A 21,910-nucleotide genomic window follows, 5' to 3' on the forward strand; every position below is an offset into this window, starting at 1 on the left:
TTCGTAACTTTAGAATATATATTTAGGGGATATATGTCGTTTACGACCGATCAGATTTATAAATGGCTGGAAGAAGTGAAAGACCCGGAGATACCGGTACTATCCTTGGTAGATCTTGGTGTGATCACCTCCGTCACCATCCACAATAATGCTGTGGAGATTGAAATGACGCCTACATTTGTAGGCTGTCCGGCTCTTGATATTATGCAGCAGGAAATTAAAACTGCGCTGATGGCTCGTGGCATTGCATCGGTAAACGTCTCCGTAAATTTTCGTCAGCCGTGGACATCCGATCGCATTTCGGAAAAAGGAAAAAAAGCGCTGAAGCAATTTGGCCTGGCGCCTCCGCAGGATGCTATATTTTCAGATATTGACATGCTGGAACATGTGCCCTGCCCGAAGTGCAACGGTACAGATACAGAACTGAAAAATGTATTTGGTCCTACACTTTGCCGTTCTATTCATTACTGCAACACCTGCCGGGAAGCATTCGAACAGTTTAAACCTATACATTAACCCCGCTATATCGCAACTGTCCACCTTTCGGTATACGTAATTTTTTTTAACACACGAAGTGAATCATTAAATTCAATCCGAAAACATACTCCCCTCATAAATAGCTGAAAACCAGGGGAACATTTTATTTCTTTGCACCGTATTTGACATTTGGAGCCCTTTTTATAAAGTATGAGAACCTTGTTATCTGGTATGGTTATTACCAGTTGTGCTTTGATTTTCTGGAACTGCGACCATAAACAAGCAGCCGCAGATCAGACTATGACCTTTACGCGCATTGATTCGCTGACCGATTATTACCTGGCACTCCAAGACAGTATGTTGCAATCATGGAATGTGATGATCCATGACGACAACCAGAAAATAAAAGCCATGCACAATCTGCTGCATGAGCTGATGGTTTCCTCTCCTGAATTAAATGAACAACTTGCCGGCTACGAGCAACGCCTCGATCAACTGGTGCGTCTGCGCTACACCCAAAAAACAATGGCTAATACCGATGTCGTGGAAGAATATGATTTTGCTTCCAATTCGCTGGTAACGGAGCTTCTTTCTTTAGCAGAAGCACAACCCGAATTTACATACAACACAACGTTGCAAAAACTCGCTGACGAAATCCAACTGGCCGATCAACGCGTTAATAATTACCGGGAAGAATACGATGCCATTGTAGCAGATTACAATCGCTTTCTGGAAAAGTACAGGGCAGAAATGAAGGATATTGACGCCCACACTCCCATTGAAAAACGCCCCATGTTTCAAATGGTTTCTGATGAGTGAGTGTTGCCAGAATCAACTGCTGAACGCTACCCACTGTAATTAAATTCCTATCGGAACATCACCATCTTTCCTTCGCGTGTTATCTGATTTCCGTTGAGCGTGAACTGTAGCTTATAGATATATACACCACTTGGCATGGCATTACCACCTAAATCTGTGCCGCTCCATTTAATATAATTTATACCGGTGTGAAAATCCTTGATGTCCTGCTGCGAATAAGCCTGCAGTAGTTTCCCGGTTACATCCACTAACTGTAGTTTGAAGTCTTCCGGCAGATATTTACCACCCAGCGTTACCCGGAAATAAAAATCTGATGAAGACGGGTTTGGATAGGGCTCTGATACTGCTACAGATGTTTCATCGCTTACTACAAAATCAACCAGGTAGGGATCAGTACCGCTGGTGTTGTCAAGTGCATCGGCAGCTTCCACGCGCAGAGTATATTTACCAGCCGGCAAATCAGCAGGTCTGAATTCCAGACGAAAATCAGATGTATCTGTTCCGGCATACCAGGTTACGGTTTCTCCGGTGAGATCAATCTCGGCAGGTGTACAGGTTTCATCTGCACAAGGATACGTAAGAAAAATGCGCATACCTTGCAGGTTCTGTTTGTGAAGTCTTTTGTTCTCATCCCATACACGCACCAATATATAGGGATTGGCCGAAACGAAGTCACCATTAACAACATGGCGGTCATCGATCGTAACATCCAGCACCGGCGCAAATTTATCCTGCGACACATTGAGATAATTGGAGAACACCATTATGTTGTTATCATAATACTGCTCCGGTGAAATATGAGGATTTACAAATACTGTAACATCGTTCAATCCAGTCTTGCCCAAGGTATTGAAATTCACCTGAAAAGCAGTTGTATCGCCCGGAGTAGGTGCTTTTATCTTTACGATCTCCGATTGTGATGTGCGACTGGTCTCGTTGAATAACTCATAGTGCACAGAAAGTGAATCTGAAAAAGTTTTATCGCTGATGTTGATAAAGCTATAGTTGCCTTGCCATACATCCCCTTCGTTTAATGATACTTGTGTTGCATTGCCTTTGTATATCAACAAACCTTCCGGCACCGGCGTATAGAGTACCAACCAGTTGTGAAGCTGCGCAGCGGTAAGCGAGGTATTGTCTGCCGCTTTGAAAGCTACTTTCAGGTATGGATAATCGGTTGCTGCTATGGAAGAAAGATCGTGATCGCCTGCAATGTCTTCAAGCAATACAGTTTCTTCTCCATTCATCTTTACTCCCAGAACATCGAAGGTTACTATATCATCAGCTTCTACATCTTTAGGGTTCGCTATGAACGATTTCCATTCCTGTGCGGGTCCAATGAGTTTAGACGTCATCGTTCCGGAAGTATATCGCCCGGTAATCGTTCTGCTTACGGTAAGCTCCTGTTGATTCAGCGGGGTGCCCGATGCTTTGAATATTTGCGCTGTTCCAGGCGCAGCACCCTTTCTACCGAATATTACAAAAGGCTCACCGGGAGCCAGTGCATCAATCTGTGCAACCGAAATACCCAGTCCTCCAAGTTTGGTTTTGGCAGCAGCGGGCCAGCGTTCACTTAAGGCATCGCCTATATTAAACAATACCACCGTATCGCCTATAGCAACATTATCAACGTAAGCCGTTATGTCATCACCATTGCCTGTGATCAATTCGGTATAGTAAAAACTATTGATAACCCAGGGACCACGACCACAAGCCCTGCCGCCCCGATTAAACCATTCGAATGGAACACCCATATAAGGCACGGTTGATTTCCGGTCGAATGCAATCAGGTTGATCGTATTATCGCGACACACAAACCCTTGCCGGTATAAATTATACTCGGCACCACCAATCTTTATGCTCACATCCAGGTAGCTGGCAGAATTTTCCGAGCCAAACGTTTTTACATCGATCGATGTAACAGTCTCCTTGAAATTAAGCTTCCGTGCAGTCGCATCGGCTACAAGTCCTACGGTTTCGTTGGCCAGATATTGCGGAAAATGTACTTGTGCCCATCCTTCCGGACCGTTGTCAATATAGGTAAAGGAGCTTTCCGTCCATGAATCGCTCTCGCCTGCCTGTGGCTGCGCTAACTTTGTTCGCCAGTAATATGCCAGTGTATCGGCCTGCAGCATAGCTATACTTTGCCGCGCCAGCACGGTGCCTTTTGCGGTAAGTGTTTTCTTATAGGGACTATCAAAGGTATTCACAGTGTCTACTTCTATGGTAAATTCCCGTTCAGCCGAGAGTAAATCTGTTGTCTGGAACGAGAGCATAACGTCTTTAGCATGCACAATAGAGAAATCCACCGGGTATAGATTCATCGTGCCGTTCAATGCAATCGGCAATTCATAGGAAGCTGTGTTGTTATCTTTTCTTAACTCGCTAATCACACTGTCAGGATCAACCGTGATTTCGAAACGATTGTTACCGGAGCCATTCTCCCGGCCTCTGCGAATAATTAACGCCAATGTATCGCTATACAATGTAGAGGGGTATAATGAGTCGTAAACAATTACCGAGTTGTCGTTGAGGTAGCGCTTCACTTCAATGCGCATGGTGTCTTGCTGTGCGCGGCCAAAATTCCGTACAATGATGCGAAGAGCGAATGAATCGGTAAGTGCAGTAACTTGTCCGCCATCAAACGATTCAAGGTATATATTCTTGTTATTGATCTCAAGATCAGGTTTGGGAGCACCAAACAAGGGAACTGCCGGATCGCCCAGCAGAATCATCTCTTGCACCTGCGTAGTGCTTATTGGCGATGAACCTACGTAAGCAATGTGCCGCCTGGCCGTTTCGCGGTGTATATCGCCTATACCTTTATGTATATAGGTTGAATCGCCCAGACCAACTTTATAAAAGAAATCGGAATATAACCGCAGGCTTGACACAAGACCAAAGGCACTGTGCGCTATAAATCCGGTAGCACCTTTGTTGGCAGCCATTACCCAGTCTTCACCAAACAAAGTATACTGAAGAAAGAACGAACCGGTGTTACAGCCGTTCATCAGCAACATCGGATATTTACCGGCATTGTTATATCCCATAATCGGGTCGGTAACATACCCTACATCAAAATCGAGTGTGCTGGGAGATGCGTGACCAAAGAATGTAACAAGGCCTACACCTTTATTTACTTCTTCCGATATATTGATCAGTTCTATATCCGTGGAACGCTTGGCTATAGCCGAAACCTTTCCGCCCAGGTAATAACTCTTTGCAATAGTTGCATATTCTTCCAGGTATGATCGGAATAGCTCAGGTTCACCTTCATTAATGCCTCCGCTAAGATGAAGTATATTTTTTCTGCGCAGATCATCAAACGGTCGTGCCTCGGTTTCAATTACTTTGTTCAGGTAGTTGGCGACATCTTCCGATTTCATGGCCGTGATACGACCTGTAGGCACAGCATTATCATCCGTTGTACCGGCAAGCCCTGCCGTAAACAACGCATCCGAGCCGGGATACCCGGCAGAAGGCACCAGGTCTTTGAATGTGGTGAATGAAGTGGGATTGCGATAGTATCCGTAGTATGGATCGAGTCCTTTACCAATTATAAAAAGGTAGCGCGGCATGTGTGTCGCTACCATAAACTTCATAAAGTTGAAAATAGCGCGCGGTGAACTTTCGCCATAGTTGAACTCATCATACAGCAACCCGATATTCATGATCAATGTATCATAACGGCCACCAGCCGCAGAGGCTCTGTAAGCAGCATACGCTTCTACCGGATCGCTATAACCGCCCCCCGGTCGTCTTAACAACGGATGCGTTATGATGAGATAGTTATACAATGATGGATTAATATTTCTGAACGACACCGGTATAATCCTGGCAGGCGTTAACGCAGCAGACGTTGCGTATATTTTCCGCGAGGTGCTGGTGTTAGGAATAACAGCATTTAATGTAGAGGTTGATGTGGTGCCAATCTTTACAATGTTCGCTTCGTCTGTTATATCGAACAAGCGAAAACCGGCTGGAGCATTTTGTATTTCGATATACGACTTGTCGCTGGCATTGGGTTGCAGGTTAAAAACTTTCTCGGTAGCCGAAGCTGCATTCAGTTGTTGCGCATAGCGAAATTTTATAGCAGAAACACTCAGCCTGTCTGAGCCACCCGTGCCAATTACTTTTACGCGAACTGTAAACGTTCCGTCTGTGCCGATATCACTCCACTGTAAAGTCTGTAAAAGTGTATAGGCATCATAGCTGCTGAAATTAACCGTGGTGAGCAATCGCTGCCCCGTGCCTACATATACCTCTGCTACGTGATCCATCGGCCCACGGCCTACCATTACCATTTCCAGTTGAGGTACCAGCCCTGTTGTTACAGTGTTGATAACATCTGTAAATGTATAGTCTATAAATTGTCCTTGCACAACCTGCGCACCCGTCCAGCCTTCACCCTGATCATAAAAACTGTTTTGTACTTCAATGTTATAGTCTGTACCCGAAGAATACTGACTGGTGAGTACCATTAATTTTTCATCAAAGTGATATGCATCGGGCAGTATACCAGCATTAGCTTCGGAGAATGCTGTCATTCGTTTTCCGGAGAGCGAACTGATGGTTAAAAAATAGCTGGTAGTATCGGAGTATAGATTATAATATTTATGCGGTTGCAACGATGAGGGCCGGTATAGATCGGCATCGAGCACGCCATCATTTCGGGTTCCGTAAAATTCAATAAAATCAGAACTGTTAAACTGGCCATCACCTTCGCCTTCTATATAGATAGCCTGTTCGGTTCCGCGATGGTATATGCGAATTTTTTGCGGATCAACAGAACCTACCGGAAAGCCTGCAGCCTGCAACGTGCTATAATCAAGCCGATAAATACCGTTTTTTGCAGTAGGAATCTTATAATAGGGCTGGCCGTAATTGATCCATTCATTACCAACCTGAGCGCTCGCCTGCAGAGCTACTGTAAGTATGAGCCACGCCGTTAAAAAACGATTCATTAAAACTTTGATTTCAACCCAAATCCTAACCTTCTAAACAAAAGTACATACGAACCTTCACTTTGAAGTAAGTACAGGACGTCATTTAACTTTCAAACGGTTTAGAGAAAGTGAACTTATTTTTTTAAATATGGTTTCGATACATATAAAATATGTATTAAATACATACTTTTAAATCATTAAGTTAAGACAAAACCTTGTACTATGGCAACTGAAAATAAAGAAACTGCAACATCTCCGGATGTTGTAAAAGTGACCATGAATATGGGAAGGAAAACACTCGATGACATTGAGGTGATTTCCCAGCTTACGCATAACACCAATAGAACAAACATTGTTGGTACCGCTTTGCGTCTATACCGAAGATTGCTCGAACTTCAGGAGAAAGACGATGGAAAGCTTATTGTCGAAGACAAGAAGGGAAATTTAACCCGCATGGAGCTAGTACATTAATTCTTGTTAGAAGCGATTTTACCTCCGAAGTAAAATCCGATTATAAGGTTTACAATACCAAACAGGCCCTGTGACGAGAAATCCCAGATTTCTTTCATGGGGCCGTTTATGTTTAAACAGTTACTCCAAGCAAACAATATCAATACCACTCCATAAACAACCAGACACGCTGTTAGTATATTTTTGGCCAGTTTAAATATATCCTTTTCGCTTACCTGTCCTTCTTGCTTAAGAGGTTCCTTAATTTCTTCAACAGGTTCTTGTGTGAAATCTTTCTCTGGAATGGGCATAACGTGACAACTTCAAGCTTTAAATTTAGCAGACACGGCAACTTTGCCAAGCCTGAAGCCACCTAATTTGTTCTGAGTTTAATCAATAATCATGATTTTACCCTTTCAAATTATCCATAAACAGCTCCTTTATCAATTAACTAATGACCTGTTAATCAAAACATTAATTCATTTTTAACAGATTTTTCAAAAAATTTCAACCAAGTACTTGGCCATACATAGTACTTATCCGTATAAGGAACTATATTGAAATTATAACCAGGGATGTATGAACCTTGAAAACACGCAAGTACAAATGAGAAAGGGAATTTTGGAATACTGCATCCTCCACATTATTTCGCGGGGCGAAGTATATGCTTCTGATATGCTGGACGAATTAACAGCCGCGAAGATCATTGTTGTGGAAGGCACACTCTACCCGCTTCTCACCCGCCTGAAGAACGCGGGACTGCTCGAGTATAAATGGATTGAATCCAAGTCCGGGCCACCTCGAAAATATTACAAGCTTACAGACCGCGGAAGCAAATTCCTGAGCAAGCTCACCGAGACGTGGGATGAACTCGTACATTCCACCCAAATGATTACCTCAAAGTCTAACAGCTAACATTGTATAACTCCTCACGTCTATCGACTATATGAAAAAGAATATCAGCATCAACATCAGCGGCATCATCTTTCACATTGAGGAAGATGGGTACGACAGCCTGCGGAAATATCTCGACTCGATCAATAAATACTTTTCTTCTTTTGAAGACAGCTCCGAGATCATGGCTGACATTGAAAGCCGCATTGCCGAAATCTTTTTATCCAAACTGAATGAAGGCAAGCAGGTGATCACTGCAGAGGATGTTCACACGCTTATCACAACCATGGGTAGTGTAAGCGATTTCAAGGCTGCAGAAGAACCTGCTTTCAATGGCACAACGCCATCACCAGACACTAACAATACGGCTAATAATACACAAAGCGAAAGTACCTTCTCTGCCCATACCGGCAAAACCTTTACACCTGCTCGCCACCTTATGCGCGACCAACAGCGCAAGATACTGGGTGGTGTATGTGCCGGCCTCGGAAATTATTTTAATGTAGACCCCCTGTGGATACGCCTGTTGTTTGCGGCACTGGCCTTTGCCTACGGTGTAACCATTGTAATATACCTGGTGATGTGGATCGTAGTGCCCGGCTCTTATACACTTGACGAACCGATGGTTGACAAAAAAATGTTTCGCGACCCGGAGCGTAAAGTACTCGGGGGCGTAGCCGGGGGTGTAGCATCGTACTTTGGTATAGATGTAGTCATCATCCGACTGCTGTTTGTGATCTTTACCATCATCGGCGGACTTGGTCTTTTACTTTATATCGTATTGTGGATAGCCTTGCCGGAAGCGAGAACATTAACAGATCGCATGCAAATGCAGGGCGAACCGGTTACACTCTCGAACATTGAATCGACCATAAAAAAAAATCTGAACGTTGAGTCAGGGAAAGAAGAAAGTGCAGCTACAAAAATACTGCTCTTCCCATTCCGGTTGATCGCCTTGGTTCTGAAGGGACTGGCAAAAGTGATCGGCCCTTTGGTGGAAGCACTGCGTGTTATCATTGGTATATTCGTGGTGTTGCTTGGCATTACGCTTGCGTTTTCTATACTCTTAACAGGCGGCGTAACACTCGGTATATTTTCAGGAACGGCCTTCTCACTGCCGTGGATGATTGAAGGTGACCTCAACATGCCGGTAGATGCCATCACAAAAGCTTTCCCAGGATGGATTGCCGTAGCAGGATTTATAGCGTGTCTGGTGCCGAGCCTGATGATTTTGCTGCTGGGCGTATCGATCATCTCCAAGCGCATTGTATTCAGTGCGGCAGCCGGATGGACTTTGTTTGTGTTGTTCTTTGTGAGTGTTGTAATGCTCAGCATCGGTATACCGCAGATCGTATATGCCTTCAAGGAAGATGGTACCTATAAAATAGAAAACACTTATCACGTAACAGGAAAAAAAGCAGCGCTGCAATTGCACGAAGTAGGAATGGATAATTACCACGAAACATCGCTTTCCTTGAAAGGATATGATGGTAAGGATTTCAAGCTTGTACAGGAGTTTCAGGCACAAGGCAGCACGCGACAGAAAGCTATTGAAAATGCGCAGATGGTAGACTATAGTGTAAACGTTCAGGATTCCGTCTTCACATTCGATTCAAATATACTCTTTAAGAAAGATGCGGTATTCCGCGCCCAGCGTCTGGAGATGACGTTGTATATACCGTATGATTTCCCTTTCACCATGACAGAAGATGTGAGCCGCTTCATTACACAATATGTGGACGGTGATTACCTGGATGGCGAAACATGGCGCATGACACCCAAAGGATTGGATTGCCTTACCTGTCCGGTAGCGGAGGGTGATCCGGAAACCGAAGAAGAAACCAGCAATGAATACGACTTGACTGATTTCAGGGAAGTAGAAGTAAGTGGTTTGTTCGATGTGCGCATCACCCGTGGCGATGAATATTCGGTGGAGTTAACAGGCCCTGAAGATGAAAAAGAAAAGTATAAGATCGAGCGCGAAGGCAATACGCTGGTGATTGACTATGACGATGAGCGCGGTATACATTGGGGAAAAGATCTCCTCGATATCGACAAGATGAAGATAAACATTATCATGCCACAGCTTGAAAAATTGAAAGCGAAAGGTGCCGGTAAAATAAGCTTCAAAGATTTTACTACAAATGATCTGGATATAGATGTGGTAGGCGCGGTAGATGTAAAAGGCGAAGCCGATGCTGAAGCTGTAACCTTGCATTTGAGCGGTGCGTCTCAAGTGTCGCTGGAAGGAAAGGGTCATACCATGGAAGCCACGGTGCAGGGAGCTTCTACGCTGCGTGCCTATAGTTTTGAAGTAGAAGATGCTGTGATCGAAGTAAACGGTGCCTCCTCAGCAAAGGTAAATGTTACAAGACACCTCGAAATGGAAGAAGGCATCGCCAGCGATATTGACTATCGCGGCCACCCGGATGTTGTGAAGCGCGATCATTAATGCCATTGCTCAAAAAGGGGTGGCTTATGCTTCCCCTTTTGAGTATATATTTTCTTGTGTTCGATGTTCAGTGCGGCAATTTCAACACAACACATCATGATTTTTTCCTCAAAATATACCATCAGCCCTGTAAATCCTTAACCCAACACGCATGATTATCTTTTTATTAATGGTATTGGTCTATCTGATCTGCCTGATTATCTAATTGTATCTTGAAAGCTGTCGCGCATTTGCCGATTTATAGTAACATTACGCTCCGGTTCACGATCATCGTGATAAACAGTCGGTAATTCATATCGTATTTGGTATATTAGAATATGAGAAAACTTTTCCTGCTCACCACCATACTGGTAAGTTTACTCTTTAACGCGCAGGCTCAGAAACAAGGTATTCGCGGCCAGGTATTCTGGGTTAGCGGCAATCAAATGCCCAGCACCGATCGAACCACACGAGCCCCGCAACAGGGAATTGTGCGCGAAATTTATATCTACAACGCTACCACGTTGCAGGATGTCACCCAGCAAAACGGCTTCTTCTCCAACATCCAGACGGCATTTGTTACAAAAGTGATCAGCGATAAAGACGGCTCCTTCCACGTAAAGCTCCCCCAAGGGAAATATTCTGTTTTTATAAAAGAAGACCAGGGGCTGTTCGCCAACCTTTACGACAGCAACGGCTGCATAAACTGCGTATCTGTCAGGCCACGAAAATTCTCATGGATAACCATAACTGTAGATTACCAGGCAGCGTATTGAAAAAATAGCTGCGAGTTGCCAGCCACTAGCTGCTAGAAGTGTGGGCGGAGGAGCATGAGTGTGGTCGAAAGCCTATGGCTTTCAGACCAATTGAACATTGTGAGGCAAGTATCGGTTTTCCGGTTTACGCACCTTACCCTGTCCATCTCGCGGCTCGCAGCCAGAAGCTCGCAGCTAAATTTTTCACGCTTTGCAAAAAAAATTTCTCCCCCGCGCAACCCCGGCCTCCGTATACGCATCTTGGAGTCAGAACCATTAAATGGAATTTAAAATTTACCGGGCAAAGGAACATGAGTTGATCCAGGGATGCCTGAAGCGTGACCGCAACGCTCAGAAATGCCTGTATGATACCTACTCGTCCAAAATGTATGGACTGTGCTACCGGTATGTCAAAGACCCGATGGAAGCAGAGGATATCCTCGTAACGGCTTTTATGAAGGTGTTCGACAAGATTGAGCAGTTTAAAAATGAGGGAAGCTTTGAGGGATGGATCAGAAGAATTGTAGTGAACGAAGCACTCACACACCTGCGCAGAAACCGCTCCATGTACCTGGAAACAGACCTGGAGCAGGCCGATCGCGAACCCGACTACGACAACCTGAGCGATCGTCTCGAAACCGAAGATCTTCTCAACCTCATCCAGGAGTTACCCGCCGGTTACAGGATTGTCTTCAATATGTACGCCATCGATGGCTACTCGCATAAAGAAATAGCAGAACAATTAGGCATCAGTGAAAACACATCTAAGTCGCAGCTAAGCCGCGCGCGTGTTTACCTGCAGAAGAAATTAGTGGAGCACGATTGGATGTCCGATCAAAAAATTATCAACGATGAATCAGCAACCTGATAAATTATTTCACCAAAAGCTGGAAAGCTTTTCCAGGCCCGCCCCTGCCCGTGCATGGGACAGAATAGAAGCCGGTTTGGATAAAAAAAATAACAAAGCGACCTGGTGGAAGGTAGCTGCTTCGCTGCTGTTGCTCCTGGTTGCCGGATATATACTTTGGCTATCCGTGAAAGGTAATGTTGATTCCGCATCACAACCTGTTATGAGCCACAATGCTTCTCAGCCTGCAGAAATATCTCCAGCGGAAACACAAAAAGCTCAGGCTACATCGCCCCCTCAAACCATAAAAGAAGCCGATCATCAGATGAAGCATCCTATATATACTGCAAAGTCAACAGAGCCGGTAACACAGAAAGCAATCAAAAGCATTGCCCTTGAAGATAAAAATACACAACCCGCTATCATTGAAACACCGAAGCAGGAGGTAGCAGAAGTTATACCACAGCACGAGAAAACAGAAAATAACATAGCGGCAACAGAAACACCCGCACCTGTTATCGTTAAAAACGAATCTATATATACTTCGCAGCGCAAAGGCATCACGTTGGTGATCACGTCTGCTGAAACAGATAATTATTTAAATAAAAATGTTTCAGACGAAGCAACCGATGAAGATGATAAGCCATCTACGTTTAAGAAGTTGCTGCAGAGAGCACAGGATCTTACAAACAATCAGGATCCTGTTGGCGAACTGCGGCAGAAGAAAAATGAAATTCTCGCGCTGAATTTTAAAACAGAAAAACGTGGACAAAACAAGTAACGAAGTATGAAAAAAACATTTCTGATGGCAACTATAATATTGCTTGCCATTACTGCACGCGCACAACAAAAGCGCGACACTGTAATTGTAGAGTTAGGAAAAACCAGTCGTGTGATATTTACTGTTGAAGACCGTAAAGACCTGGAAGTACTCAAGAACTATAACTACAACGAGCTCTTCAAGAACATTATCACCAAACTGGAGAACAACGACACCACCGCACTGGCACAAGACTCTACCCGCAAGCCGGGCGATAGCGAAGAAGTATACTGGACGCGCGAAGGTGACGACAAAAGTGATATCGGTGGCCATGATGACGACAATGGAAACGACTGGAATGTAGACTTTAACAAAAGCAGACGCTGGGGGCGTACATGGCAATCGTTTAACTTCGACCTGGGCACAAACAACTATCTCGACAACGGAAAGTTTCCTTCCAGCAATGCAAACTATTCCGTGCGCCCATGGGGATCGTGGTATGTAGGGCTGTCTTCCATACAACGCTCACGGCTAGGCAAAAAATTCTTCCTCGAATGGGGCCTCGGTATGAGCTGGTATAACTTCAAGTTTGAAAACGACAACATCCTTGTTCAAAAAGATGACAACGGTGTGCAGTTTGTACAAGACAATCGCGGCTATCACTATATCAAGAGCAAGCTTACCGCTTCTTATGTTACAGCTTCACTGGTGCCTATCATTGACTTTGGTGACAATGGCCGTAAGTCGAGAATGTGGGATGGCAATAGCGATTCATTCCGCATCGGTATAGGTCCTTACATTGGTTATCGTGTAGGCAGTCACTCCAAGATGGTATATAAAGATAATGGCGACCGTGAGAAAGACAAGACCCGCGATAGTTTCTATCTCAACAATCTTCGCTATGGCGCACGTCTTCAAATTGGTTATCGTTCTACCGATCTTTTCTTCAACTATGATATGAATGAATTATTCGAAGCAGGCAAAGGCCCCAAACTCAACGCCTTCAGCTTTGGTGTAATTTTTTAATCACTACACGCTTACGCTATGCCGGGATGTTACAACAATGTAGCACTCGGCATTTTTATAACTAACACTCGTTACTTGAAATTTACTCCTATTTTTTTATCACTTTCTTTCGATGCACCGTTTCTAATACTACTTTTAAGGTGAATTGATATTTAGTAACTTTAGGTAATTGTCCATCGAACTATGAGTGAAGCTATTTCAAATTTATCGAGGAAAGAGCAAGTGATCAGGAAAGCTGCGGAGCTTTTTAAAGACAAAGGCTATGCTGCTGCTTCGATGCGCGACCTCGCCCAGTTGTTGGGGATAGAAGCCGCCAGTTTATACTCTCACATCAAATCAAAAGAGGAAATACTTCGCAGCCTTTGCTTCGACATGGCTGCTGAATTTCAAAAGTCGCTGGCCGAAGTTGAAAGTAAAGATGTATCCGCCAGTGAAAAACTTCGCAACGGAATTATCGGCCACATCCAGGTAATGGCGAAAGACCTTACTGCTTCTGCTGTTTTTATGAACGAGCACCGGCACCTTAGCCAACCGTATCTGCGCGATTTCCTGCTGATGCGCATCAACTATATAAATCGCTTCAAAAGCATTATCGAACAGGGTATACGCACAGGAGAGTTTAAAGACACGATCGACAAGAAACTCGCTGTTATGACACTCTTCTCGTCATTGAACTGGATGCCCATGTGGTATGATCCGGGTTCAGCTATCGACCCTTCCCAGCTCGGTTTCCAACTGGCCGACATGCTGGTGAACGGCTTGAAGAAAAATGCCTGATTTTAAAACTAACAATCGTTTGTATTAAGGTTTTTTTAGTCGTAAATAGCCCTTGTTGATGTTATCCGTAACCTGTTACACGTTAATAGTAAACAGGTAACAGGATACGGATAACGATTAACTGTTAACAGATAACGGTAAAAGGTTATGTACGGTGGAGGAAATACATTCGAAGGGATCAAGACCGATAGTTTACAGGCGGAAGATCCTGAAATGCTGGCAGCCTTTGAAGCACGCATTGAGCGCGGCGAAAAGATAGAACCTTCTGATTGGATGCCGCAGTTATACCGCAAACAACTTATCCGCATGATCGAGCAGCACGCACACAGTGAAATTATCGGTGCACTGCCCGAAGGAACCTGGATCACGCGTGCTCCCGGCTTCAAACGCAAGCTGGCGCTCATGGCCAAAGTGCAAGACGAAGTCGGTCATGCACAACTTTTATATAGCGCAGCAGAAACCCTCGGCAAATCGCGCGAAGAGATGATCGATGACCTCATCTCCGGTAAATCCAAATATTCCAACATTTTCAATTACCCGGCCTATACATGGGCCGATGCCTGCTTTATATCGTGGCTGGTAGATGCTGGCGCTATTGTGAACCAGCTGGCCAACGCCAAGGGAAGTTATGGCCCTTACTGCAGGGCACTTGAAAGAATTTGTGCCGAAGAATCATTCCACCTCAAATACGGCCATCACTGTGTTATATACCTGGCAACCGGCACCGAGAAGCAAAGACAAATGTTCCAGGAAGCCATCAACCGCTGGTGGACTCCTATGATGCATTTCTTTGGTCCTGCTGATAAGATCTCAACACACACAGAAGTGCTGATGAAGTGGAGAGTAAAGATGTCTACAAACGATGATACGCGGAATCAATTCCTCGATATGTATGTGCCCAAGGTGTGGGAACTTGGCTTCACCATTCCAGATCCGAAGCTGAAAAAGAATACAGAAACCGGTAAGTGGGAATATACCGAACCCGACTGGGAGGAATTTAAGCGGGTGATCAACGGTGATGGACCTTGCAACAAGGAACGACTGGAGGTACGAAGAATAGCAGAAGCAAGAGGAAGATGGGTGCGCGAAGCATTGCGTTCACCGAAAGCTACGTACGTAACACCACTGGCGTAAACAACGAGAATCTAATTTCTTCTAAACGCCGCAAGTGTACCGGTAATGAGTACGATCTCTTTCCACACTGCCGATAATGCCTCCGAAGGTGAGTTATAACAACTCTTCAGATATACCAATGTACTGCTGTCTTCCGGCAACTCGTTGTTCATCCATTTCCAGATATCGTCTGCCAGAATGAACAGTTCATTGGAGTGATACTTGGGATAGTACCGGTAGAGAACGTCCAGCGCTAAAAGAAAATCAAGGTACTTCATGGTGGTATTGAAGAGAACGATAATACGAAGGAATAAGTTTTTTTGAAAGACTTAAAACAAAAAAGGCTAATTAAAAAAAGCTTAACGAAGTAGCAGAAAGCTTAAAGCCGAAAGCAAAAAGGCTGAGGAGTAAAGTTGTAGAACTATATATAACAATGCAATCTGTGAAGTCATTAGATCCAAGAGTGAACCGGTTGCCGCATGCACCCGATGCCATTGTGCCCAAAGCACCGCTTGATCAGTTTGGTACATTCGAAGTGTTTGTGCAGCCAAAAGAAGGCAAGCCCTTTCAACATGAAGGAGCCGTGCATGCGCCTGACCTGGAACTGGCGTACGTGCTCGCCAAAGAAGCGTTTACCCGCAGATTTACCTGCACATCACTCTATGTAGTCGATACGCGAAATGTATATATATCACCTACCACCGATGGCGATAGGAATGTATATACACTGCTTGACGATATTGCAACGACAACCGAACCTCAAACATCATTTGAAATTTACCACTTGCTGAAGCGTGGCAAACAGCACCTGCATGCTGGCACGGTAGAAGCCGCTACACCTGCAGAAGCCATGCAGGCAGCAAAAGAAAAATTAGCTGGCGACAAGATCGTTTACAACATCTGGACGATTCGCACAAGCGATATACGCTTCACCACTCCGGAAGAGAAAGACCTATGGAATACATTACCTGAAAAGAAATTTCGCGATGCCTCAGACTATAAAGGTGGCGATAAACTCAAGGCATTCATCGGGCGATCAACATCATAACCTCTCACGATATATAGTATGGATGATATAGCTATAAAAGAACTCCTGTATAAAATAGCCGATGATCAACTTATACTCGGTCATCGTAATTCTGAGTGGACAGGTTTCGGACCGCTGCTGGAAGAAGATATAGCGTTCTCTTCCATGGCGCAGGATAAGGTGGGCCAAAGCTATGCGCTATACCAGATACTCCACCAACTGGGAGAGCAAGCACCCGATACGGTAGCGTTCACCCGGAATGCTCAACAATTCCATAACACAATATTTGTAGAGTTGCCCAATGGCGAATACGACTTCAGCCTCATTCGTCATTTTTTGTTCGATACTGCCGAAGCACTGCGATTCGAAATGTTAAGCAATTCCAGCTTTCAGCCTCTGGCAGAGCTCGCACGCAAGATCAAAGGAGAACTGCGATACCACACCCTGCACGCCAACACCTGGATAAAAAGGCTTGGATCAGCCACTGAAGAAAGCATAACACGTTTACAGCATTCGCTGGATATAGCACTCCCCTACGCGCTCGGTATATTTGAAGAATCACCTTATGAACAAACGCTGATCAGCGAAGGTATATTTGCCGGTGAACAAGTGCTTCTGGAAAGATGGAAACTGCAGGTTGAAAATAGTATACACCAAACACGCTTGCAACTCCCCTTGTGGCAGTCCATCACACCAATCGTTGGCGGCCGCAGTGGCAAGCATACCGAACATTTGCAACCGTTGTTAGATGAAATGTCGGAGGTGTTTAGAATTGATCCGTTGGCGGAGTGGTGAAAGGGCTGCTGGCTTCAGGCTGCTGGCTACAAGTAAGGTGATTTGTTATTAGAGAGTGTCACCTGCGTTCTTTGTTGAACTCATTCCTAATAGCCTTTACCCTCTTTGACACTTCATCCGTTAGTTGAGGGAAATATAGTGGTTCTTTTCCTTCTTCGATTTCAAATTGTCGTTTTACTCCCAAGAGGGTAAATTCCAGAAAACATCCACCCTGATCCCAACAATCAGGACAGCCAAACCTGGTTCTTGGTTCAAGTAACATTATAATGGGAATGTCAATTTTAAAAGACTGAAAATTCCCTTCGTCATCTTCCTCAAGAAATCTTTGTCCTTTTATTTTTAAGTCTGCATAACCATATTGAGCTTCCCGAAACGAAGTTGTATCGATGCGCAAGACCTTCTCCGTTACTTCATACAGGGTGCTACAATTTCCATCGCATTCACCAGCATAGAATCCCATTACAATCCTGCCGGGGTTCAACTTTACAGTGAACATCAGCACAACAAGTGATATTATCAGTATAATAATCGAAAGCCTCTTCATCATTAATTTCAAGAAATAAAAATATTGGGTAATCTCAAAAATTATATTCCTATATTAGAATCTCCCATACACAGCCTCTATCAAAATATGAAACTGAAAGGCCTGATCGGAAAAGAGATTGAAGACATCCGGGTAATCGTAAAATATGAATCTTACGGGTTAGACTTTGCCGACTCTTTCATTGTTCTTAAAGGAAACATCGTCATTGGCATACCATGGATCGATGAGGAAGAAAGTATAGAGAATGAAGATGATCTCATCTGGGAAAGAACGCTGCCACCCGAAGCATCCAGTATTTTTGAAGGTAAAGGGAATGAAAAACTAAAAAAACTTAAAGGGAAGAAAATTATTAACTGCCTATACTATACTGATAGCGAGAATGGATTCATTCAAGCTGAAAAAGCTTTCTTTGAGCTCGAGGAAGAAAAATTTATAACGGAAATTACAGCAGCTCCCAACGGAACCGGCCATGCCGGTCTATGGGTTTTCTATTCCAAAGAAGAGTTGGAAAAAAGGTACGGAACAAATTACAGGAGACTTTATGAATGATCTTACGATTAATAATCTACTTGTCTGTACCGAATCAACTCCGGCTTAACTGGTTCAAAGTAATTTCATCCTCAAGGTCCTTAAGATATATTTTACACTGTTCCTCACAAAAATCGAAGAGCCTGCGGTGAATCTATTTTTCTGAACACTTCAAAATGCTTCTTGAACTCATCGAATGTCATTCAATCCTATAGACCTAATCACCACAACTCACAACTTTATCCCTTGAAATAAGACTGAAGCACTAATCGATTGCTCCTTCAAATGTAGGAATTTCTTTCGCTCTTCATCGAGCTTGAAGTTTTCGAAGTCTTGCTGCGAATTGAATTCTACTAAATGTATTTCATAAGGTTTATCGGAATGTGATTCAATATAGGCATTATCAGCAGGCCGCACCCTGAATAAAAGCCGGCCGTTATACTTTGTGATAATGGGGATGGCTATCGATTCAAACTGATCGAAAACATCTTCCTGTCCCGGAACAATGTAGATAAGTTGTGTTATGTAAATCATATCGCTAAAAACTATTTGCTGCCATGCATCCGGTTTCCCTATATACTGACGAATATAAAAAGGCTGCCACAAAAAATGTAACAGCCCTCTCTTTATTCTTACTCCTTATTTCTTACTCCTTATTTCTTACTCCTTGTTCCCCACTACTCACCTTCTCACTTCAGATATTTCTGCAGCTCCGCAGCAGCATGCACAAACATAGATTTGGTAGCAGGAAGTTCCGCCAGTGCATTGAGTAAACCAAAGTCGTGAATCATTCCGTTGTAGCGAACTGTAGTTACTGTAACACCAGCTTCGTCCAACTTGCGACCGTATGCTTCACCTTCATCGCGGAGAATATCGTTCTCAGCAACCTGAATCAGTGCAGGAGGTAAACCTTTCAGTTGTTCTGCGGTTGCCTGAAGTGGTGAAGCATAGATCTGCTTGCGCTCAGCTGGATTGACTATATATTGATCCCACATCCACTTCATGATGGATGTAGTGAGGAAGCGATCTTTACCATACGTTTCGTAAGAAGCTTGTGAGAAAGTAGCATCGGTAACAGGCCACAGCAGTATTTGTACTTTGATCTCCGGACCTTTTTTCTCCTTCGCTATAAGTGCAGTGACTGCCGCCATATTACCGCCCACGCTGTTTCCTACAACCGCCAGCTTCTTTCCATCTACATTGATCTGATCGCCATGTTCAGCTACCCATTTCGTAGCAGCATATATCTCGTTGATCGCTTTCGGAAAATGAGCTTCCGGTGACGGTGTATAGTTTACAAATACCGCAGCATATCCGGAAAGAACCACCAGGTCTCTAACCATGCGCTTGTGTGTAGGATAGTCGCCAAGAATCCAGCCACCACCGTGGATGAAAATAAATACCGGTAATTTACTTTTTACACCTTGAGGTCGCACGATGTTAAGCTTTACCGAGTAACCATCGGCTGTGATCGTCTTTTCAGATTCTTCTATACCCGATAAATCAACTTTTACAGAAGCCTGTGCTCCAACCAATACCTGGCGTGCATCTTCTTTGGAAAGTGTCTCCAGTGGAGTGCCCCCGGCATTCAGTACTTTTAGAAATTCTTTGGTTCCACGATCGATGTGCGGATCAGTCGCATAGTTTGGTGCTTGTGCATACATTGTCTGGCTCATAATTGTCAGGATTAAAAGTTTGATTATTGTTTTCATTACTCCTTTGTGTTTTTTGATGGCTCAAAGGTGAAAGCATTGAAATCATTAATCAAATTAATAATTTTACATGATCATAAGTTTTACTAATAATCATGACCATACAACAGCTCCGCTATATTGTAATGCTGAACCAGGAAAGACACTTTGCCCGAGCCGCAGAAGCATGTTTTATTACGCAGCCGGGACTCACTATTCAACTGAAAAGCCTGGAAGAAGAAATTGGAGTAAAAATTTTTGATCGCTCAAAAGTTCCTCTTAAACCCACTCCGGTTGGAGAAGAGATCATCGCAAAAGCCAAGCGCGTGCTTCGCGAAATGGATGGTATACGCGACCTGGTAGTAGAAAAAAAGAATATACTGCAAGGTACAATACGGCTTGGTGTTGTATCTACCTTATCACCTTACCTCGTGCCTTTCTTCATGAATGCCATGGAGAAAGAAACACCAAAAATTGAATACATCATCAAAGAAGCTTCTACCCTACAGCTCATGAACGACCTGGATGCGGGAGAACTCGATGTTGCCCTGATGGCTACACCCACCGGCAGACCAGGTCTTATAGAATTTCCGGTATTTATGGAGCCGTTCGTTGCTTACCTGCATCCCTCACACCCGCAGGCAAAGAATGCATTTTACAAACTAAACGAGCAGGATAAATTTGGATTGTTACTACTCAACAGTGAATACTGCTACAATGCGCAGCTGATTGATATTTGTAGTATACCGAAGAAGAAAGCTTCGCTTCGCTCTGCCTATGAAATTACCAGTATAGAGACATTAAAGAATATGGTTCGCGCCAATTTGGGTTTTGCCATTGTACCCTGGCTCTCCGTTTTGAGTGAACCCACCACCTCTGTCGTTAAGACATTTAAAGATCCCCAACCCGTTCGCGAGATCAGCCTTGTAGTAGCCGATACATTTACCAGAAAACTTCTGCTGGAGAAAATGAAAAGCACAATATGGAATGCACTTCCCGAAGCACTCAAAAATAAAGTGAAGTATAAACATATCAAATGGGACGATTCACCTTATTTTCTGGATATGACGAAGTAGTAATCATCTTAATGAAACAAGATTCACCAAATTACTTCATCAGTATATTCGCGTTCTTGTCGAAACTAAAATATCAACACAATTCTGTTGAGCATGAGCTTCCGGAAAATGCAGGTCGTAGAAGTCATTAGACTCTCCTGCCCAAGTAACATAAGCTGATTTGTCATCAATATTACTGTGATAATTTTAGGTAGTTAAGTACAGCCATTGCGCACTTCTCGGACAGAATTGTCATTATCATCTATTTCGATGCCGAATAGTAAACTATCCTGTCAGTAAATATTGCGCTTTGCGTTTCCATGCTATATTTGTCAGGGAAGGTATAGTAATGAAAATAAAAGTATACATATTTATTGTTGCCCTGTCTGCATCGTTGATGTCGGGAGCGATGTGTTACGCGCAACGCGGTGATAATCAGTCGGCAACCGTTGTATCCTGCGATTCAATACTGTCTGTTAACCTATTAAACAGCGAAAGGATTGAGAAAAAGTTTGGCGGCTATGGACTGGATGTGCTTTATACCAGCGACCGGTTGCGGGTATCCAATCTGTATGACGGCAAAAAGATAACCCGTACGCTGGCAGTAGTAGATTATACCGAAGCTATCGACAGTTCCTTTTCCAAAGAGCATCAACTGATTGTGCAGGGAGGATCTATAGGAAGTATTTTTAAATCGCATGGATGGAAGATTGAGAAAAAGAATATTTACCTGGGAGAGCTATCGCCTTCTGCCGATTGGAAAAGACTATATACATTGATGGGGAACATCCCTCCCACAAAGCTCTCGATCTGGATCTATGTGTTTTACATCCGGAAAGATGGCAAAGCATTTCCTTATGCCACCATCTCAGAAATTTACCACCCCGATTATCTGTCGCTGGCTGATCTGAAATGTATTAACAAAGACTCGGAGAACTATCTAAAACGAACAAAAGCTATTAACCACGAATTGAA

Annotated in this window: 21 protein-coding genes; 16 read left to right on the forward strand and 5 right to left on the reverse strand. The window is 43.8% G+C overall.

Going from position 1 to position 21,910, the window contains the following annotated elements:
* Nucleotides 1-516: 1,2-phenylacetyl-CoA epoxidase subunit PaaD (gene paaD, locus V7Q33_RS13100; protein WP_333820121.1), on the forward strand; the 516-nt coding region annotated here is incomplete at its 5' end.
* 171 nt (nt 517-687) lie between these two features.
* The gene (locus V7Q33_RS13105; RefSeq protein WP_333820122.1) at nt 688-1,296 is read left to right on the forward strand and encodes a LemA family protein; all 609 of its coding nucleotides are present in this window, start codon (nt 688-690) and stop codon (nt 1,294-1,296) included.
* 47 nt (nt 1,297-1,343) lie between these two features.
* Here the strand turns inward: V7Q33_RS13105 and V7Q33_RS13110 are convergent, their stop codons facing one another.
* The gene (locus V7Q33_RS13110; RefSeq protein ID WP_333820123.1) at nt 1,344-6,260 is read right to left on the reverse strand and encodes a C25 family cysteine peptidase; all 4,917 of its coding nucleotides are present in this window, start codon (nt 6,258-6,260) and stop codon (nt 1,344-1,346) included.
* A 204-nt stretch (nt 6,261-6,464) separates the two neighbouring features.
* Between V7Q33_RS13110 and V7Q33_RS13115 the strand changes: the two genes are divergently transcribed.
* The 9 genes from V7Q33_RS13115 (at nt 6,465) to paaA (ending at nt 15,316) form a co-directional block, all read left to right on the forward strand.
* On the forward strand, nt 6,465-6,713 hold the full coding sequence (locus V7Q33_RS13115; RefSeq protein ID WP_331976663.1) for a hypothetical protein: 249 nt from the start codon (nt 6,465-6,467) through the stop codon (nt 6,711-6,713).
* A 558-nt stretch (nt 6,714-7,271) separates the two neighbouring features.
* On the forward strand, nt 7,272-7,607 hold the full coding sequence (locus V7Q33_RS13120) for a PadR family transcriptional regulator (RefSeq protein ID WP_331976661.1): 336 nt from the start codon (nt 7,272-7,274) through the stop codon (nt 7,605-7,607).
* Nucleotides 7,608-7,638: 31 nt separating this feature from the next.
* On the forward strand, nt 7,639-10,038 hold the full coding sequence (locus V7Q33_RS13125) for a PspC domain-containing protein (protein ID WP_333820124.1): 2,400 nt from the start codon (nt 7,639-7,641) through the stop codon (nt 10,036-10,038).
* 317 nt (nt 10,039-10,355) lie between these two features.
* Nucleotides 10,356-10,793, forward strand: coding sequence for a carboxypeptidase regulatory-like domain-containing protein (locus tag V7Q33_RS13130; RefSeq protein WP_333820125.1), 438 nt, complete (start codon nt 10,356-10,358; stop codon nt 10,791-10,793).
* Nucleotides 10,794-11,052: 259 nt separating this feature from the next.
* Nucleotides 11,053-11,640 carry an RNA polymerase sigma factor gene (locus V7Q33_RS13135; RefSeq protein WP_331976655.1) on the forward strand — a complete coding sequence of 196 codons (588 nt, stop codon included), beginning with the start codon at nt 11,053-11,055 and terminating at the stop codon, nt 11,638-11,640.
* Nucleotides 11,624-12,400, forward strand: a complete 777-nt coding sequence (locus tag V7Q33_RS13140) for a hypothetical protein (RefSeq protein ID WP_331976653.1) — start codon at nt 11,624-11,626, stop codon at nt 12,398-12,400. The genes V7Q33_RS13135 and V7Q33_RS13140 overlap by 17 nt, the downstream gene beginning before the upstream one ends.
* A gap of 6 nt (nt 12,401-12,406) precedes the next feature.
* Nucleotides 12,407-13,405, forward strand: coding sequence for a hypothetical protein (locus V7Q33_RS13145; protein WP_331976651.1), 999 nt, complete (start codon nt 12,407-12,409; stop codon nt 13,403-13,405).
* Nucleotides 13,406-13,588: 183 nt separating this feature from the next.
* Nucleotides 13,589-14,182 (forward strand): TetR/AcrR family transcriptional regulator, encoded by a 594-nt coding sequence (locus V7Q33_RS13150; RefSeq protein WP_331976649.1) that lies wholly within the window; start codon nt 13,589-13,591, stop codon nt 14,180-14,182.
* Between the two features lie 147 nt (nt 14,183-14,329).
* Nucleotides 14,330-15,316 (forward strand): 1,2-phenylacetyl-CoA epoxidase subunit PaaA, encoded by a 987-nt coding sequence (gene paaA / locus V7Q33_RS13155; RefSeq protein ID WP_331976647.1) that lies wholly within the window; start codon nt 14,330-14,332, stop codon nt 15,314-15,316.
* A gap of 11 nt (nt 15,317-15,327) precedes the next feature.
* Here the strand turns inward: paaA and V7Q33_RS13160 are convergent, their stop codons facing one another.
* Entirely contained in the window at nt 15,328-15,573 is a 246-nt protein-coding gene (locus V7Q33_RS13160; RefSeq protein ID WP_331976645.1) for a hypothetical protein, read from the reverse strand.
* A gap of 155 nt (nt 15,574-15,728) precedes the next feature.
* Here V7Q33_RS13160 and V7Q33_RS13165 point away from each other — a divergent pair, with 155 nt between their 5' ends.
* Both V7Q33_RS13165 and paaC read left to right on the forward strand, forming a co-directional pair.
* Entirely contained in the window at nt 15,729-16,343 is a 615-nt protein-coding gene (locus tag V7Q33_RS13165; protein WP_442945942.1) for a phenylacetic acid degradation b, read from the forward strand.
* Between the two features lie 18 nt (nt 16,344-16,361).
* Nucleotides 16,362-17,117, forward strand: a complete 756-nt coding sequence (gene paaC / locus V7Q33_RS13170) for a 1,2-phenylacetyl-CoA epoxidase subunit PaaC (RefSeq protein WP_333820127.1) — start codon at nt 16,362-16,364, stop codon at nt 17,115-17,117.
* Nucleotides 17,118-17,175: 58 nt separating this feature from the next.
* Here paaC and V7Q33_RS13175 read toward each other — a convergent pair whose 3' ends face one another.
* Nucleotides 17,176-17,664: a hypothetical protein gene (locus V7Q33_RS13175; protein ID WP_333820128.1), complete on the reverse strand. Its 489-nt coding sequence runs from the start codon at nt 17,662-17,664 to the stop codon at nt 17,176-17,178.
* Nucleotides 17,665-17,748: 84 nt separating this feature from the next.
* Here V7Q33_RS13175 and V7Q33_RS13180 point away from each other — a divergent pair, with 84 nt between their 5' ends.
* Nucleotides 17,749-18,210, forward strand: coding sequence for a hypothetical protein (locus tag V7Q33_RS13180; RefSeq protein ID WP_333820129.1), 462 nt, complete (start codon nt 17,749-17,751; stop codon nt 18,208-18,210).
* 210 nt (nt 18,211-18,420) lie between these two features.
* On the opposite strand, the gene V7Q33_RS13185 is transcribed toward V7Q33_RS13180, so the two are convergent.
* On the reverse strand, nt 18,421-18,723 hold the full coding sequence (locus V7Q33_RS13185) for a DUF1330 domain-containing protein (RefSeq protein WP_333820130.1): 303 nt from the start codon (nt 18,721-18,723) through the stop codon (nt 18,421-18,423).
* Between the two features lie 155 nt (nt 18,724-18,878).
* Nucleotides 18,879-19,865, reverse strand: coding sequence for an alpha/beta hydrolase (locus V7Q33_RS13190; RefSeq protein ID WP_414693427.1), 987 nt, complete (start codon nt 19,863-19,865; stop codon nt 18,879-18,881).
* A 131-nt stretch (nt 19,866-19,996) separates the two neighbouring features.
* Between V7Q33_RS13190 and V7Q33_RS13195 the strand changes: the two genes are divergently transcribed.
* Entirely contained in the window at nt 19,997-20,956 is a 960-nt protein-coding gene (locus V7Q33_RS13195) for a hydrogen peroxide-inducible genes activator (protein WP_333820131.1), read from the forward strand.
* 328 nt (nt 20,957-21,284) lie between these two features.
* Nucleotides 21,285-21,910, forward strand: a 626-nt coding sequence (locus tag V7Q33_RS13200; protein ID WP_333820132.1) for a hypothetical protein, incomplete at its 3' end; no start/stop codon positions are given.

This window comes from Ohtaekwangia sp. (genome assembly GCF_036786105.1).
Classification (GTDB): domain Bacteria; phylum Bacteroidota; class Bacteroidia; order Cytophagales; family Cyclobacteriaceae; genus Ohtaekwangia.

Coding starts and splice junctions, on each gene's coding strand:
- V7Q33_RS13115 (WP_331976663.1), top strand. CDS start 6,465: ATGGCAACTGAAAATAAAGAAACTGCAACATCTCCGGATGTTGTAAAA.
- paaC (WP_333820127.1), top strand. CDS start 16,362: ATGGATGATATAGCTATAAAAGAACTCCTGTATAAAATAGCCGATGAT.
- V7Q33_RS13125 (WP_333820124.1), top strand. CDS start 7,639: ATGAAAAAGAATATCAGCATCAACATCAGCGGCATCATCTTTCACATT.
- V7Q33_RS13165 (WP_442945942.1), top strand. CDS start 15,729: ATGCAATCTGTGAAGTCATTAGATCCAAGAGTGAACCGGTTGCCGCAT.
- V7Q33_RS13190 (WP_414693427.1), bottom strand. CDS start 19,865: ATGAGCCAGACAATGTATGCACAAGCACCAAACTATGCGACTGATCCG.
- V7Q33_RS13185 (WP_333820130.1), bottom strand. CDS start 18,723: ATGATTTACATAACACAACTTATCTACATTGTTCCGGGACAGGAAGAT.
- V7Q33_RS13135 (WP_331976655.1), top strand. CDS start 11,053: ATGGAATTTAAAATTTACCGGGCAAAGGAACATGAGTTGATCCAGGGA.
- V7Q33_RS13130 (WP_333820125.1), top strand. CDS start 10,356: ATGAGAAAACTTTTCCTGCTCACCACCATACTGGTAAGTTTACTCTTT.
- paaA (WP_331976647.1), top strand. CDS start 14,330: ATGTACGGTGGAGGAAATACATTCGAAGGGATCAAGACCGATAGTTTA.
- V7Q33_RS13195 (WP_333820131.1), top strand. CDS start 19,997: ATGACCATACAACAGCTCCGCTATATTGTAATGCTGAACCAGGAAAGA.
- V7Q33_RS13160 (WP_331976645.1), bottom strand. CDS start 15,573: ATGAAGTACCTTGATTTTCTTTTAGCGCTGGACGTTCTCTACCGGTAC.
- V7Q33_RS13175 (WP_333820128.1), bottom strand. CDS start 17,664: ATGATGAAGAGGCTTTCGATTATTATACTGATAATATCACTTGTTGTG.
- V7Q33_RS13180 (WP_333820129.1), top strand. CDS start 17,749: ATGAAACTGAAAGGCCTGATCGGAAAAGAGATTGAAGACATCCGGGTA.
- V7Q33_RS13140 (WP_331976653.1), top strand. CDS start 11,624: ATGAATCAGCAACCTGATAAATTATTTCACCAAAAGCTGGAAAGCTTT.
- V7Q33_RS13105 (WP_333820122.1), top strand. CDS start 688: ATGAGAACCTTGTTATCTGGTATGGTTATTACCAGTTGTGCTTTGATT.
- V7Q33_RS13120 (WP_331976661.1), top strand. CDS start 7,272: ATGAACCTTGAAAACACGCAAGTACAAATGAGAAAGGGAATTTTGGAA.
- V7Q33_RS13145 (WP_331976651.1), top strand. CDS start 12,407: ATGAAAAAAACATTTCTGATGGCAACTATAATATTGCTTGCCATTACT.
- V7Q33_RS13110 (WP_333820123.1), bottom strand. CDS start 6,260: ATGAATCGTTTTTTAACGGCGTGGCTCATACTTACAGTAGCTCTGCAG.
- V7Q33_RS13150 (WP_331976649.1), top strand. CDS start 13,589: ATGAGTGAAGCTATTTCAAATTTATCGAGGAAAGAGCAAGTGATCAGG.